Genomic DNA, 15,260 nt, shown 5'->3' on the forward strand with positions numbered 1-15,260 from the left:
ACCAGCACAGGAGCATCAATGACAAGCACAGTCGAGACACCGGATTACACGACAGACAGTTTCTTCGGACTCGAAGACAAGTGGCTTCCCACAGCGGAGGGCGAACTCACTCACTACCATGAGCTCGGCGAAGGCACGCCCATCCTGTTCCTGCACGGGTCCGGGACCGGCGTGACCGCCGCCGCGAACTGGTGGCTGAATCTGCCGGAGCTCAGCCAGTACGGCCGCTGCATCGCCATCGATTCGATCGGCTACGGCCAGAGCGTCGTCGCCGACGGAACGGAATACGGCATCCGCGAATGGGTTAGGCACGCTGTGCGGGTCCTCGACGCACTAGGAATCGAGAAGACCTGGATTGTCGGTAACTCGCTCGGCGGGTGGCTGGCATTTCAATTTGCCATCGACTTCCCGGAGCGGTTGCTCGGTGTGGTGTCGATGGGTACCGGTGGCGCGAAGTTGACCAGCGCACTGAAGGGCCACTCGAACCCGACGTTGTCCGAGGAGGGTGTGCGGAACACACTCGAGCAGTTCGTTGTCGACAAGTCCCTCGTCACCGACACATTGGTGTCCCTGCGCTACCAATCGGCTTTGAACGACACCGCGACGGACCGACTGGTGGACGTCGTCGCCGCACGTGACCGCGACCGAACAGAACTGCCGCTCGACTTCGATGTCCTGGCGAAACTTCGCATCCCGGTGCTACTCATTCACGGCGTCCAAGACGTCGTCATCCCTGTCTCGCGCACTTGGGAACTGCTGAACATCATCCCGAACGCAGACGCTCACATCTTCAGCCAATGCGGACACTGGTCGCAGGTGGAGCGTTCCGACGAGTTCAACGAAGTGATCGGACGCTACCTCATCCGCCACCTGTCAGACACCCACTGACCGACCAGCAACAGTTGTCGCATGAGCGCCGAGCGAGTTCCAAGCTCGGCGCTCGTGCGATTCGTCGAGGCACCGAGGAGCCATTGATCCAATGAGCGAGATCAGAGCAACGGTTGGTTCCAATGAGGCCGACGTCTCAGTGATTCGGTCTCTCGTTCTCGTCATTGGCTACGTCGCTATTAGCCGGTTCGTCTTCGACGCGTCCTGGGACAGGTCGATTCTGGTCGGTGTAGCAATTGCAGCGGTCGTCCATGTGGCCGTGTCGTTCTCTATTCGACGTTCAACGTCGTGAACGGGAATTACGGGCAGTCGACGCGTAGGAGCTCATCACTTTGAATCGTGGTGGAGTCAAATGTCCAACGTGCCGGCGTGGGACCGTGTGCAGCTCGGCGGGTGACGCCACGTCAGCATGTTAATCGGTGCATTGAGCCTCAGGGTTATGACTGGAGCGCACCCTGAGCGGCGGCCCGTACAGTTGCAGATGGACTCAAGGTAAGTCGTTGTGCAAGTTGACGAGTCGCGATGTTCCCGGGAGTCGCGCGAAGCGCGACCGCCACCATCCGTGCGACTAGTGTGCCGGCGTCGGAGTCCAAAATCTCCGTCAGTAAAGCGTTCACAGACGTAGTGCTGTCTCCGGAAACGGTCCATTGAGTGAGGCAGTTCGCCACCACCGCGCGTACCCAAGAATCTGTGTCATGGGCCATAACAGCCAGCGCGTGGATCGCGATGTCGGGGTTTCGCTGGGAGACAACTAGAGCAGCGGAAGCCCGTTGATTGGGGTCACCGGCCATCAATGACCACAGATCGCGGTCTTCGAGTGCTTGCGGGTTCAGCGCTCCGAGTGCGGCCGCAGCGTCGCTGCGTATGTCGGTGCTTCCGAAAAGCAGGTGATCGGGTTTTGCGTTTTTCATCAGTGTTCTCAGGAGAGGCGTCAAAGCGTCTACGACGTCTGCGGGGATGTTAGCGGCTTGTCGGCGCAGCGACTGAAGAGGATCCTTTAGTTGATGCGTGAACACTGAATCTTCGTAGTACATCTTAAACTTGGATAATTCTGATTCACTATTCACTGAATTTGTCTCCGCTTAGTTATGTAAATAGTGTGCGCCGTTTAATGGACAATTGCAATAGCGAAGTAGCCTAATGTTATCCACAGTCGAATGCTGACGGTAAATGTCGGACACGCCGGGTACAGTCAGTCCCGCCGCTGACACTGGAGGATGGATGCCGAAGAGCAAGCCCCGTAAGAAGTCGAAGAAGAGCCTGGCCAAGATTAGGTATCCGTTCGTACCGGCAACCGAAGACAAGTTCATCGTCATCGAGGACGACCCAATCACGTTCGTTTACAGGGTAACTGGCACTATCACAAACGAGGCCATGGGTACGGTTATCGTCAAGAGCATCCCGATTGAAGACTCGATCCGCCCGGTCGAGCTGAAGTTTCCGCCAGCACTTCAGAAGGAGGGTAGTGAGCCGACTTGCTTCGAGTACCAATGGGAGCAGCTCACGTTCTTGTTTGGACTCGACGACCCGTCGAAGTTCTTGAACTTGTTTGGCGTACTCACTGATGACGAGAAGCGACTGTTGATGCGTTTCGTGAGCACCTGCCGAAACCTGGCGAGCTACAGCGTGATTAACAGTAAGAACAGTGTGAAGATTTCGTGGGTCGCTTCCGGTCCCAGCACCGTGCAGGTTGATCTGTCGAGTCACGAGGAGTTCAGCGGCTTCTCCGCGACTTTCCGGCAGCTCCACAACGACGGTGAGACGGCCAGCTGGCAAAAGGCTTTGAGTGTCATCAACAGAGCGGCGAACGCGGCGGGCCTTGATCCAGACGATCTGGCTGCGGTGAGGGCCACACTGAAGCAGTGGCGCAAGGCTCGTGCTCGTCTCAACGAGAAAGCCGCTCCAACAATGATCGCCGAGCGGCTGAATAAGAACCTCAAGCCCGAACATCCGTTGCCGCTCAAAGGTGTGGTGCCAGAGGACTTGATCCGCAAGTTCAACTACGGCGACACCCTCCACTGGGGAGACCAACGCGAGAAGCTAGCAGACCTGACCAACGGTGACCCGTTCAACGAGCGGTATCACAAGTACTGCTGCCAGCTGACCATGAGTTCCCTGAGCCACTACTACTTTGGGTTCGCCGTGTTGGTGGCGGCAGCACTAGGCGTACCGGAATTGGGGCAGGAAGAGTGAAGCTCCGCGTGGGGCGGCCTACTCTGTAGCGGGCTTCTGAGGCTTCGTGCTCTTTATCATCACGTGAACCCCATACACGCCGTACACCAGAGCGAGCACCGTCCCAAACGCCAGCGCGTCGTCCTGGCGATCTCCGGGAAGGTTGCTGCCCGCGACCGTTATTACCGTCGCGAGTGAAAACAAGAGCAGCACGATCGCGGCCTGCTTGGCGATCCTCAACGATTTGAAGCGTGCGCCTACCTTTGCGAACGTCCCCTCGCTGATGAGTCCGTGTTCGACCATGGACTGCTCGATCGACTCATAGGTCTCTTCGAGTTCGGGGTGCTCGTCGAGGAAGCCCTCGAACGCCTCTTCGTCGACGTCGTCCAGCGCTGAGAAGTCGAAGTCGTCGAAGATCTTGGTTCCCTGAAATCCGACGCGAAAGCTCTCCATCACAGGGGCCATCGTCTTCGCGTACGTCTCCGCAAAGCTGTTCACCTGTAGGTTCACCGCTTCGATGCTCTTGATGGCGTCGGTGATACCGGGAGACATCAACAAGTTCTGCGCGAACTGCCTGCTGTCGACGCTCTTGTTGATTATATCGGCCATCGCGTTGACGATCTCGGGGGAGATCACCGAGTCGACGGCGTATTGAGTTTGTGCCGAGTTGAACATCGCCTGCACGGCGGGCGACGAGGCGAACTGCTCGGTCACCGAATTGACCTGGTCCATGGACGCGATGATGCGCCCGAGTCCTGGTACAAGTACGTCTGTCTTGTATCGGCTGACCTCGGCCAACGAGGCCATTGCAGGAGCCATCTGCTTGAACATCTCATCGCGATGACTGCCGAACGCGTTGGCGGTCTGCGCCAGGCTGGACATCGCACTGACCATGTGGGGGTCGAGATAGTCCTGGGGCATCTGAGCTGCAGCTGAGGCTGCGGTTTCGCGCATCTTTCGGATGCTCTCAGCGTCGTACTTGTCCCACGGACTCATGTCGGCCCCCTTCGCTAGCCGTTGAGTGCCAGTCTACGGAGCAGGTACGACAGATGGTGGGCGCGGATCAGTGTGTCGAGCGGGGGTTAGTCGTCCTCGTGACCGTTGTAGACGAACTGGAACTGCTGCCGTGGGTCGACGGTGCAGTCGCTTTTTGCGGCGGTGGATCGTCGTGGTCTGTTGGGGCGCTTGGTGGACACACCTGGAGTGATCGGTATTCGAGCGTGCCGCGAGGGTGTCACTATTCGGTGCAAACGGGGGTGGATCGACATGTACTGCCGTGCACGGAAATCGCTGGTCAGGGACGGTGCAGTATGTGCAGGTGGGTCCATCGAAGTATGACCAATCTAGCTGGGGGTCAAGTGGTCGCAGGTTCAAATCCTGTCAGCCCGACACGTAGATGCAGTTCAGAGGCGGTTTCGGAGAAATCCGAAGCCGTCTTTTTTGTGTGCGTGCCGCGGGAGTGTCACTACCCAATGCTTACACGGTCGAACTTGGCGCTGAGACGGTGTCCAGGTGTATCCACTGGTGTCCGGCGATCTGCGTGCGTCGATCGAATGGACCTGAGCGGACGGAGCCACTTGATTCAGCTGGTTCGCTGTCAAGTAGCTACGGAGTCCGCAGGCGTCCGTGTCGAGTTGCTACTCGGATTGAATCGGTGGCTCCGGTTTTTGTTTCGTCCAGATCCGCTGGCAGCGCTCTGTCAATAAGCTGTTTCTTGCCAGTTGGCGTTCGCGTGCAGCACGGGATGATGTCGCTCGGATCTCTTATCGCTGACCGTTCCGAGCTTGAACAGTTCGCTGTTGTCGACGCAATCGAGTATTGAACCTGGCATCGGCGCGAACTGCATTCCCACGACTTTGTGTCCATGAACTTCACTACATCCGCGATTGAGAGCCAGTCGTCAACCTCTGTAATCCCGTGAAGGATCTTGTCGCGCATGTCATCATCGCGGGACATGTGCTTTCTCATCCTCAGGGTATTGAACGGAGGTCGATACTATTTGCGCGAAGCGAGGTCGGCGATGAAAGCAGATTCGGACTAGGCCCGCCTTGACGTGGTCGAACCCATTATTGCGGACCATCAGACCGATCAGTATCGCTCTCCAACCGGCGGGGATGATGCGTCGCAGACCAGGTCGTTCGCCGACCGCTGAGACCTGGGCGACCAACCCAACCGCGGCCGGACCGCGGTGACGGGGCAGCCGGGGAATTGTCAAGCTACGCGGTCGTTCAATCGAGTAGTACGCCGTCTGCGCCTGGCTGTTCATCGTGGAGACCCCGACGGGCCAGACCGCCGCGGCCACCACCAGGCAGAGCGTCCGCCCAGGGGGTAAAGACCTGGACCCGCTGGGCGGCGCTGTGCTCGCCAAGCTTTGCGGCTCGGCACCGCGCAAAGCCCGGTGGTGGAGTGTGCGTGTTGGGCATGGATGGAGCGGTGCTCGGTCAGTTCCCAGAAACTTTGAACGAGCGCTCGAAGTGCTCCAGCAGGTGGAGAATCTTTTCCTCGGCCTGGTGCGGGTCGAGCAACGCCAGTGCCCCAGCAGATTCCATGAGCAGTACCAAGTCGCTCCACGTGGTGCCGGGGCGGATCTCGCCATCCAAAACACCTCTGCGTACGAGCGCTTGCACGTCGGTGCGGAACGTCTCGCGTTGCTCGGCGAATTCCTCGGAGCGTAAGAAGGCGTGGACCACGAGGTCTGCGCAGTGCGGGTGGCGGGCCTGATTGGTGAGCAGGGCGCGAGTCAGGTCCAGGAACGCTGCCCCTGGGCTGTCTGAATGGCTTGCCTCGCCTGCGCTGGCGAGCCACAGGTCGAGGTCGCGGGTGAACACCGCATCGATGATGGCTTGCTTGTCGACAAACCGTCGCAGAAGGGTGGCGATGCCCACGTCGGCGCGCGCCGCGATGTCGTTGAGCGAGACCGATGTTCCGATCTCGTCGAACAGACTCGAGGCTGCGTCGATGATGCGCTCGCGGTTGCGCTGGGCGTCGGCACGCACGAATTTCTCCCTAATTGGAGTAGTTGATCCACTTGTGTTAGACATGACACATGGAGCAGGTGCTCCGTATAACGGTAGCGAGGAAGTGCCATGAGAGCAATTCAGTTCAAGGCCTATGGACCCCCGGACGTCCTCAGCGCGGTCACAGCGGACGTACCGGCTGTCGGCAACAAGCAGATCCGTGTCCGCGTCGAGGCGACGAGCATCAACCACGTCGACGTCCTTGCACGAGCGGGTGGATACAAGCGCCTCACCCGGACCAAAGCGCCGTACGGCACGGGCATCGATCTCGTTGGTGTTGTCGATGCCGTCGGGGGAGAGGTCACGAGCTATTCGCCAGGCGATCGAGTCTGGGGAGTTCTGGGTAACGCGTTCTCGCTCCCTGTGGGAATGCTCGCGGACTACGCGCTGCTCCCTTGCCAGGCCGTGGCGCCAGCTCCAACCGGTATTACCTCGGAACAAGCGGTGTCTGCGCTGGTGCCTGCGACCATCGCTTGGACTGCCATGGAACATGTTCCCGTGGCACCAGGAGACACTGTCGTTGTTCGCGGTGCCGCAGGAGGAATGGGCTCGGCCATGGTTCAACTGGCTGCGCATAACGGTGCGCGGGTCATTGGTATTGCGACCGACGCTACGGCCGACTTCGTCATGGGCCTCGGGGCCGATCAGGTCCTGGACTTCCACCGAACCGGCCCCGGAGATATCCCGCGCGCCGATGGCATCTTCGATACGACCGGTGTCGACCTGCTCGCGTGGCGGAAACGGCTGAACCCGAACGGACGGATGGTGACGACCGCAGCGCTCCGGTCGCCGTCCGCGCTCGGCGCGGTGTTGGCCTCGTTCCCGACCGGCCGACGTCGCGTCCGCGGCTTCGTAGGCCAGCCCGCCCCCAGAGCTATCGCTCAGGCTTCGCAGCTGCTCACCGACGGCATCGTCAAGCCCCATGTCGCCGCGACCTTTGCGATGGACCAAGTCGCAGACGCACATCGCCTGTTCGAGTCCGGCAACACCATCGGCCGACTGGTGGTCACGCCACGCTGATCTCGCCGAGCGTAGATCTAGCCGGGCAAGAGCTCCTCGCTCGCACACATGCCGTTGGGACATTCCTGCGTCAACGCAGCCTGGCTGGTCTGCGCGATCTTGCCTTCAGATCTCACCCGCGCTGCCACGACACTGACAGGGAGTGCTCTGGCGAAATCAACGACCGGCACCACTCGGCAGACGTCGATTTCGGTCTCGCCGCGATCGCGTGCGCGGCGCGCACACTCGCCATGTATCTACCGAAAAAGTGGCAGTGGGAGACGGCATAAATGGCGTTGTTCGAGTTCACGTTCGGACCAAATGCTCATGTCCTGGTCTAGTCGACACAACCTTTGCGCGTCCACGACACCAAAGGCCCAGTGGGACAATCCGACAATCGAGATCGGGAGACCCGCCACGTCATTACCCATCTGAAACCCAAATCCTACGCCAGTGAATCAGGCCATCACTGAATCCAGGCCAAGCCGCCGCGAGCATGACATCGAACGGCGACCGATTTACGGAAGAAGAGGCGGGTTGCTGGTGACGGGATCGAGGTAGAAACGCGCCCACGAGACGAGACCATCTGTATCTGTGCGCCAGATGACTGGCCCGGCGATGACGGCAGGAGAGCCGTCTGCGGTCGACCCTTCCATCTCCCACTCCGACCAGACATCGACTCCGTTGATCGCGCTCCGGAGCAGGCGGGCGCGGAGGTTGGGTGTGCGAGCCAGAATCCTGATCCAGTTGCGCTCCACGGTCTCGCGGCCTACAAAGTTCCGCATCGGATGGTGCGGAACCTCAGAGACGTAGTCGAGCGAGAAGCATGCGGCGACGTCCTCCGCGTTATGCGAGTTGATTGCGGCTTCTAGACGAGTAACGGAACTGGGGACTGTCATCATGATTCCTTACGGTCGGTGGGACGCATCGTTGGACTGTTGTGGGCGGATGGGCAAGGCGTTGCGTCACTTCTTGGTGTGACGCAAGGCGTAATCGCAGACCAGAGCACTCGTGTCAGGGCCTTCGCAGTCGGTTGAGAAGCCGTGGCCGCGCGGACCCGATCAGGCGTGCCCATGTCACCGATCAGGAATGCCCCGACGATCGTGGCCGCCGTAACTTGGTTCGACATCCGGTCAGGGGTCCGATGTTGACAAGATGATGCCACGCAATGCGACACCTAGAATCACATTGAGGGTGGCGATACGACTTCCATCGATCAGCGAAAGTTATTGTGGCGCAAAAGTATTAAAGTATTGGCCCTTCGGCGGCGGCGGTGCGTTCGCCTCGGTTATGGCGACATCGAGCGTGCTACGTCACAACGCGCCGCCGGTAGACACGCAGGGATGCTTCTCGGCCACAACGTCGATACGGGTGGCACGGACAGTACGCCAGGAGTAGCTGACGGACAACCTTTCGCAGCACGAGGGCGACCGCAGACCCGTCCAGTCCCAAAAAGCAATTGCCCGCAACTAAATCAGAGCATTCGGTTCTGTGCTTTCAATGTCGTCGAGGTCGGACCGACACCGACGCCGATTTGTTGGTTCCCATCGGTGCACTCCACTAGATCGATTGCGAGGGGGAGGGTTAGAGGCATGGCTTCTGAACCGCTCGGCGTCCGGTGCCCACAAGTGCACGCCGGACACAATGTCCGAGCAGAAGACTCGCCCTGTTCTTGACTGTGTCCCAACGACATAGTGCTGAATTTGCCCATGCACAACGAACTCTGCAGTGGTTCTGTGTGAAAGATCGTTCAACGCGGGTCCATGGCACTGGCATCGCTTTGGTTGAGTCGGCATTTTCGACGCCAAGGTTGACCGTGTCCCGGGAACACTCGTTCTGACGGTCCACGACAACCATCGCACGTACCAAGGAGACATCATGCGCCTCCGCGCTGTTCCACTCATGCTCGCCGCTTGCGCGAGCGTTCTGCTCGTGCTGAGCGGATGTGTCGCCATCGACGCGGCATCACCCGAAAGCGACGCCTTGCTCGGTCAGTTCTACGGCCAAACGCTCGAGTTCACCGCGTGTGAGGCACCCGCGCAGGCACCCGGCCTTCCGCCGCCCGACGTGGCGGCAGAATGCGCAACACTCGAGGTGCCCCTCGACTACGCAAACCCAAGCGGCGACACCGCTCGGATCGCTGTCCTGCGAGTAACTGCGCGCGGCGACGACGTGACCGGTTCAGTTGTGGTCAACCCCGGCGGCCCCGGCATGTCCGGAGTAGCGTTCGCGCCAATCCTCGCGCTGGCCTGGGCGAACAGCCCGGTCACCGAGAAATTCGACATCGTCGGATTCGACCCGCGTGGTGTCGGCGCATCGACGCCCGCCATCGACTGCTACACCGACGCCGAGCGCGATGCCGACGCCAAGTTCACCTCCTACGATTCCGGCGCAGAGGACTGGACGGAAAACGAGACCCGCGACCTTGCGGAGCAGTGCGCGGACCGCTCGGGCGGAGAGCATGTGCTCGCCGCCGTCGGCACGCGCGACGTCGCTCGCGACATGGACGTGCTGCGCGAGGCGCTCGGCGACGAGCAGCTCAGCTTCGCCGGACTCAGCTACGGTACGCGTTTGGGGGCCGTGTACGCCGAGATGTTCCCCGAGAACGTGCGTGCCCTTGTGCTCGACGGCGCGCTCGACCCCGGCATGAGCACACACGATCTGCGCGTGCAGCAGTTCGAGGGCATCGGGCGCTCGTTCGACCAGATGGCGAACTTCTGTGCGACGCAGGCCGATTGCCCGCTCGGAACCGATCCGGCCGCCGCCACGACCGAGTTTCAGAACCTCGTACAGCCGCTCGTCGAGTCCCCAGCTCCCGCCACCAACAGCCGCGACCTGACGTTCATCGGTGCCCTCTCCGGCGTGATCGTGGGGCTCTACAGCGATGCAGCATGGCCCATCGTGCTCGAGGGAATCAGCGAACTGAAGGCCGGCAACGGTGCTCCGCTGCTGGCACTGCGGGATGCGCTACAGGGCCGTGCTGCAGACGGCACCTCGTCGAACGATCTCGAGTCGCTGCTCGCGATCAATTCCCTCGACGAAGATCGCCACACCCCGGACCAGGAGACGGCTCTCAAGCGGGCCGTGTTCGACGCCGCGCCGTTCATCGACCCCGGCACTGCGGTCGAGAACTCGCGCAACGGCTGCGAGAACTGGCCGGTGGATCCCACGCTCAACCCGCTCCTGGCCGACGAGGTCGACGGCCTGGCCGACACTCTCGTGGTCTCGGTGACCGGCGACGGCATCACTCCGCACGCCGGCGGCATCGCCCTCGCCGAGGCGCTCGGCGGCAGCCTGCTCAGGGTCGAAGGTGAACAGCACGGTGCCTCCCTCGCGGGCAATGCGTGCGTCGACCGGATCGTCGCGGCGTATCTGGTGAACCTCGAATCGCCCACACCCGACGCACGGTGCGACCTCGCCTCGGCTCCCACACCCTGATCGTCGGTGAGGTCCGCGACCGGAGATGTTGTGGCAGAAAGTGGTTCGTTTACCTCGGGTACATGGAATCCCAGAACGTCATCGTTGCCGAGACCGATGCCTGAAGTTCATCGGCGGGCACACCGTCTCTGGCGAGGGGTGACAATCCGAGTAGGAAGCTGTGTAACAGTGTCGCGGTTGCGTCGATCGGGATGCTCGGGTCGAGTTGACCCTGATCGACAGCACGTTCGACCAGCGCGGCAATGTTGCGGCGATCGAGCGTCCTCCGGGCTGCCAGCGCAGAGTGCCTTCCGGCGTCGGGACCGTCGATGATTCCACCGAGGCCGACCAGGCATCCGAGGGGATGCGACGAATCGGTCTGCATGGTCACCGATCCGCGCAACGTCTTCTCCAGGGCGTCTCGAGGGTCCAAGGATTCGTCTGCCAGTGGTGCGGTCGCACGTCCGTAGCTGTCGACGTACCGCTGGACCACGGCGGCGAACAACCCTTCCTTGGATTTGAACGCACCGTAGAAGCTGGCCGAAGACATCCCCATGCTGCTTCGTAGTTGTGCCAACGACGTTGCCTCGTAGCCGTTCTCCCAGAAGAGGACCATGGCCGCTTCGAGAGCGCGGTCCTCGTCGAACTGCCGTGGTCTCCCGGTTCTGCTCATCGCGTTCCCCTTCCGTCATTCGGTGTGTAGTGAATTACAGACTAATCGATCCAATAATTTGGCAACAGCAGTGTCGGTGGTGTTGACTTACGGAATGACCAATCCAGAAGTCATTCAGGGCAGCACCGCCAGCTCCACAACTCCGACGCCGGCCGGGGGTAGAAACGCCGAGCGACTTCCGTGGTCAGCGCTGCTGGCGATGTCCGCGACCGCATTCATCGTCATCATGACCGAGACACTTCCTGCCGGGCTTCTACCTCAGCTCTCAGCGGGTTTGGGTGTCGGGGAGGCCGCGGCAGGGCAGTTGATCAGCGCGTATGCACTCGGAGCGGTGCTGTTCGCGATTCCTGCGATCACATTCACGCGTGGTTGGCGACGCAAACCGATTCTGCTCATCGCGGTTGGTGGGTTCGTGGTGGCCAATACGATCACAGCACTTGCGCCTGGGTTCGAGATTGCACTGTTGGCGCGTTTCGTTGCGGGGGCTTTCTCCGGGGTGGTCTGGGGGATGCTCGCCGGGTACGCCCGGAAGATAGCGCCGCCCGCGTTGGCAGGAAAGGCGCTGACCGTGGCGATGGCGGGTACGCCTGTTGCTTTCGCCGTCGGCACGCCTCTTGCGACGTATCTCGGAACGCTGATCGGGTGGCGATGGACCTTCGGTCTGATGTCTGTGATCGCCCTCGGTTTGATCGCGTGGGTGGTCGTATCAGTTCCCGATTCCGACGGACAGAATTCCACTGCGCAAACGCCGTTGAGTCGCGTCTTTCTGCTCTCCGGTGTCGCGCCGATCATCGCTGTGGTGCTCGGATGGTTCCTCGCCCACAACCTGCTCTACACGTACATCGCACCCATCATCGACGATATGGACGTAGGGCTCAGAGTCGATGTGGTGCTGGCGGTGTTCGGGGTGGCTGCGATAGCCAGCATTGCCGTTGTGGGAGCGCTGGCGGACCGCATTCTGCGACGGCTCGTGCTGATTTACTTGATCGCGTTCGCTCTGGGAGCCACCGCTTTGGCTCTCGCGGGAAGCAATCCGGCGGTGTTCGTCTCAGCGGTAATTCTGTGGGGCATGTCGTTCGGTGGCGCTGCGCCGCTGTTGCAGACCGCACTGGCGGACGCATCCGGTCCCGATGCCGATGTTGCCAATTCGATACTGACGACTGTCGCGAACGCGGCAATCTTCCTCGGAAGCGCCATGGGCGGAATACTTCTGAGCGGCGCAGGACCAGGATCTTTTCCCTTCGTCACCCTGGGTCTGGTCGCCTGCACCTTGCTCGCCGCAGTTGCTGCCCGCCGCCATGGTCTTCCTCCAGGCGCACGGCAGTAGGCGACTCGCCGCGAACTCGAGGGCTAGTCGTCTACGGCTCTCAGCGCGGCGCTGAGCGCCACCTGCGCCGAAACCTCTGCTTCGATCGCGTCATGAAACTCGACGTCGTCGTGGTCGACGATCAAGGGGACATCGGGGTCCGATTGTCCGCGCTCGCCGGCCAGCGCGTGCTCGTGATCTTTGGCCAGCTGGTACGCGGCGAAAGCCGAGTCTTGCTTTTCTCGTGCCGTGGGCATGTGGCGTCAGCCTCGCTGGTGCCGCGCCCGGGGACGCCTGGGCGTTGCGCCGGGTGCAGGATCGATGAACGGTTCGACAGCGCGATTCACATCGCCGGTCTCGATGCCCAGTGATTCTAGGAGTTCGTCGTGAATAGGCGTGCTGATCAATTGCTTACTCGACCTTCTCGACCCTTGCTCGGCTCATCGCCTTCGCCCGAGCAGGTCAGTGGAGTTCTGCGGCGTCGCGATCGACGATGAGTCGACCGCCTACTCATGACCCTAACGTGCTTTGGTGTCGATCGATCGACAGTAAGCAGATCGGGTCGGGCTTCGGAAGCGGCACGACGAAAGCCGCGCCCCGTTGTCTCCCTCGCATCGCCGACAGTTGACCCTGTTGCGGGAACACGGAATAGCTTTGCCGTGCAGATGAGAACGCACGCACACCGTGCCGTGCGCCAGAGCGGGACCGACCGATGATCGATGACGAGGAGCTCACGTGCCGTTGCACGAGATGGTGCCAGGTACAGCAACGCGCGGGAGTAAGTACTTGCTCCCGGCTTTGATCGCTGCCGGTGTCATCGGGTTGACCGGCGTCGTCGTGATGGCTGCCATGGCGTCGCCGCCACTGCCCGATTCGACCACCAGTGGCAACGAATCCGGTAATGGAACACCGGATGTCGCCGCACTCGCTGGGCCGTTGGCCGACCAGCAACTCGGCTGGGAGGCATGCGAATTCAACAACGACGGACCGCCCATTCCGGGTGCCGACATATCCAACGTCGAGTGCACAACTATCCAGGTCCCGCGCGATTGGAACGATCCTGATCCGCAGCAGACGTGGGATGTACGAATTTCCCAGGCACGCAACATCGATCCCACCGATCCTGACTACCACACCACGGTGATCACCCACCCGGGTGGACCGTACGCGTCGGGGTTGTCCTACAGCTCGACCGTTCAGATGTACACCCCGGAATTGCGGCAGACCACGAATTACGTGAGCTTCGATCAGCGTGGCCTCGGCCAGTCCAGTCATGCGCAGTGCGAGTACGAACACGATCCGGCCGACGGACCCGTCGCCGAAACGCGTGCGATCGGCGAGTCGTGCTCGGTCGATCCCGATGTCGCGACCATGACCACCGAACAGACCGCGTTCGACATGGATTTGATCCGTCACCTTCTCGGGCTCGAATCGGTGACCTATATGGGTTACTCCTACGGCACGTGGCTCGGTGCCTGGTACGGCAGCCTGTTTTCGGACAACATCGAGCGCATGGTTCTCGATTCGGCCACGGATCCGACGCAGGACTCGATTCAAAGTCTGTACGACGTGGCCCACGAGGGCCGGGATCGTCAGTTCCGGCTGCACATGATGAATTGGATTGCGCGTAACGACGCCACGTACGGTCTCGGTGGTGACCCCGAGGTGATCTGGAATCGCTACTTCGCGGCTACCGGTGGCCCGGAGCGCTCGCTCGCTGCGCGTTACGCCTGGGCGTCGACGAATCTCAACGTTGCGTTCTCCAGCTCGGTGGTCTATCCGTTTGCTGGACAGCTCGTTTCGCTCATCATCGCCGAGGGCGAAGGTGCCGTGCCCCCTACGACTCCTGTTGCCTCCGCGACCCGCATCGTCGACGCGATGGACACCCTCACCGAGGAGCAACGCACGGCGGCCCACGAAGTCCTGGCGGCACTGTCCGCGGCACCGGCAGACAATTCCGGTGGGTTGATTCGCGGTACCTACGACGAGGTCATCGACTTCACGAAATGCACCGACGGACAGTGGGTTCAGGGCCACGAATACTGGAACGAATTCAACGAGCGAACAGCGCTCGCTGCGCCCTTCTCGGCGCAGAGTGGACTGCTCGACGGGCCGCAGGCCTGTGCATTCTGGCCGACGGACTCGGCGATGCCTCCGTTGAGCGAGGACTTCCCGGAAACCATCGTTCTGCAGAGTGAACTCGATTCGATGACGCCGTGGGAAGCGGGTCACGTGGCGGGCACAGAGCTACCCAATACGAGCCTGATCGCGGTCGACAACGAGAGTGTGCACGGTGTCTTCCCCTATGGCACAGACGAAGTCGATCGACCGGTGATCGACTTCCTGCTCGGCGGCGATCGGCCACCACGGACGATCGTGGCACATGCCAAGCCCATGCCCCTGGAGGGATTCACCTACGAGTCCTGGACGCCGATCGAGGGAAGCACCGACCATGCCGGCCCGGCACCCAGGTTCACCGATCCGACCATCCGTGCGGAATCGGGCAGGTGAGCCACCGCGTACCCGGTGAACCGGTCGTATAGGTCGAAACACCAGGGCTTGAACCTGTTCTCGGAACACGCACTAGTTTCGGTCCACAGCGCGTGCGAGCGCAGGACACAGACTTCGACTCTGACAGAGCAACCTTGGAGAGAATCACATGAAGTTCACGACATCGACGGCGATACTGGCAGGTCTGTCCATTCTGGCCATAGTCTCTTGTGGCAGTGCCACTTCCGACTCGAAGAGCGCGAGCCCAGCTCCACAATCGGTGGGCAAGGATCACGAA

The 15,260-nt window shown here is 61.1% G+C and carries 11 protein-coding genes; 6 read left to right on the forward strand and 5 right to left on the reverse strand.

What is annotated here, in order from left to right; all coding sequences use genetic code 11:
• The first annotated feature begins 18 nt into the window (after positions 1-18).
• Positions 19-888 (forward strand): alpha/beta fold hydrolase, encoded by an 870-nt coding sequence (locus tag QM588_RS10090; protein WP_283312962.1) that lies wholly within the window; start codon positions 19-21, stop codon positions 886-888.
• Between the two features lie 1,221 nt (positions 889-2,109).
• On the forward strand, positions 2,110-3,081 hold the full coding sequence (locus tag QM588_RS10095) for a hypothetical protein (protein WP_283312964.1): 972 nt from the start codon (positions 2,110-2,112) through the stop codon (positions 3,079-3,081).
• An 18-nt stretch (positions 3,082-3,099) separates the two neighbouring features.
• On the opposite strand, the gene QM588_RS10100 is transcribed toward QM588_RS10095, so the two are convergent.
• Positions 3,100-4,056: a hypothetical protein gene (locus QM588_RS10100; RefSeq protein WP_283312966.1), complete on the reverse strand. Its 957-nt coding sequence runs from the start codon at positions 4,054-4,056 to the stop codon at positions 3,100-3,102.
• A gap of 1,445 nt (positions 4,057-5,501) precedes the next feature.
• On the reverse strand, positions 5,502-6,056 hold the full coding sequence (locus QM588_RS10105; protein WP_283312968.1) for a TetR/AcrR family transcriptional regulator: 555 nt from the start codon (positions 6,054-6,056) through the stop codon (positions 5,502-5,504).
• A gap of 90 nt (positions 6,057-6,146) precedes the next feature.
• Here QM588_RS10105 and QM588_RS10110 point away from each other — a divergent pair, with 90 nt between their 5' ends.
• Positions 6,147-7,097 (forward strand): quinone oxidoreductase family protein, encoded by a 951-nt coding sequence (locus QM588_RS10110; protein WP_283312970.1) that lies wholly within the window; start codon positions 6,147-6,149, stop codon positions 7,095-7,097.
• A 497-nt stretch (positions 7,098-7,594) separates the two neighbouring features.
• Here QM588_RS10110 and QM588_RS10115 read toward each other — a convergent pair whose 3' ends face one another.
• On the reverse strand, positions 7,595-7,978 hold the full coding sequence (locus tag QM588_RS10115; protein WP_336620064.1) for a nuclear transport factor 2 family protein: 384 nt from the start codon (positions 7,976-7,978) through the stop codon (positions 7,595-7,597).
• A 976-nt stretch (positions 7,979-8,954) separates the two neighbouring features.
• Between QM588_RS10115 and QM588_RS10120 the strand changes: the two genes are divergently transcribed.
• A complete protein-coding gene (locus QM588_RS10120; protein WP_283312973.1) occupies positions 8,955-10,514 on the forward strand; it encodes an alpha/beta hydrolase in 1,560 nt (519 codons plus the stop codon).
• 49 nt (positions 10,515-10,563) lie between these two features.
• Here the strand turns inward: QM588_RS10120 and QM588_RS10125 are convergent, their stop codons facing one another.
• Positions 10,564-11,166: a TetR/AcrR family transcriptional regulator gene (locus tag QM588_RS10125; protein WP_283312974.1), complete on the reverse strand. Its 603-nt coding sequence runs from the start codon at positions 11,164-11,166 to the stop codon at positions 10,564-10,566.
• 94 nt (positions 11,167-11,260) lie between these two features.
• On the opposite strand from QM588_RS10125, the gene QM588_RS10130 reads away from it, so the two are divergent.
• On the forward strand, positions 11,261-12,493 hold the full coding sequence (locus QM588_RS10130) for an MFS transporter (protein WP_283312977.1): 1,233 nt from the start codon (positions 11,261-11,263) through the stop codon (positions 12,491-12,493).
• A 23-nt stretch (positions 12,494-12,516) separates the two neighbouring features.
• On the opposite strand, the gene QM588_RS10135 is transcribed toward QM588_RS10130, so the two are convergent.
• Positions 12,517-12,729 (reverse strand): hypothetical protein, encoded by a 213-nt coding sequence (locus QM588_RS10135; RefSeq protein WP_283312978.1) that lies wholly within the window; start codon positions 12,727-12,729, stop codon positions 12,517-12,519.
• 478 nt (positions 12,730-13,207) lie between these two features.
• Here QM588_RS10135 and QM588_RS10140 point away from each other — a divergent pair, with 478 nt between their 5' ends.
• Positions 13,208-14,983 carry an alpha/beta fold hydrolase gene (locus QM588_RS10140; protein WP_283312980.1) on the forward strand — a complete coding sequence of 592 codons (1,776 nt, stop codon included), beginning with the start codon at positions 13,208-13,210 and terminating at the stop codon, positions 14,981-14,983.
• The last annotated feature ends 277 nt before the right edge of the window (positions 14,984-15,260 follow it).

Origin of the sequence: Rhodococcus sp. IEGM 1354, from assembly GCF_030056855.1 — a bacterium.
In the GTDB taxonomy this organism is placed as follows: Bacteria; Actinomycetota; Actinomycetes; order Mycobacteriales; family Mycobacteriaceae; genus Rhodococcoides.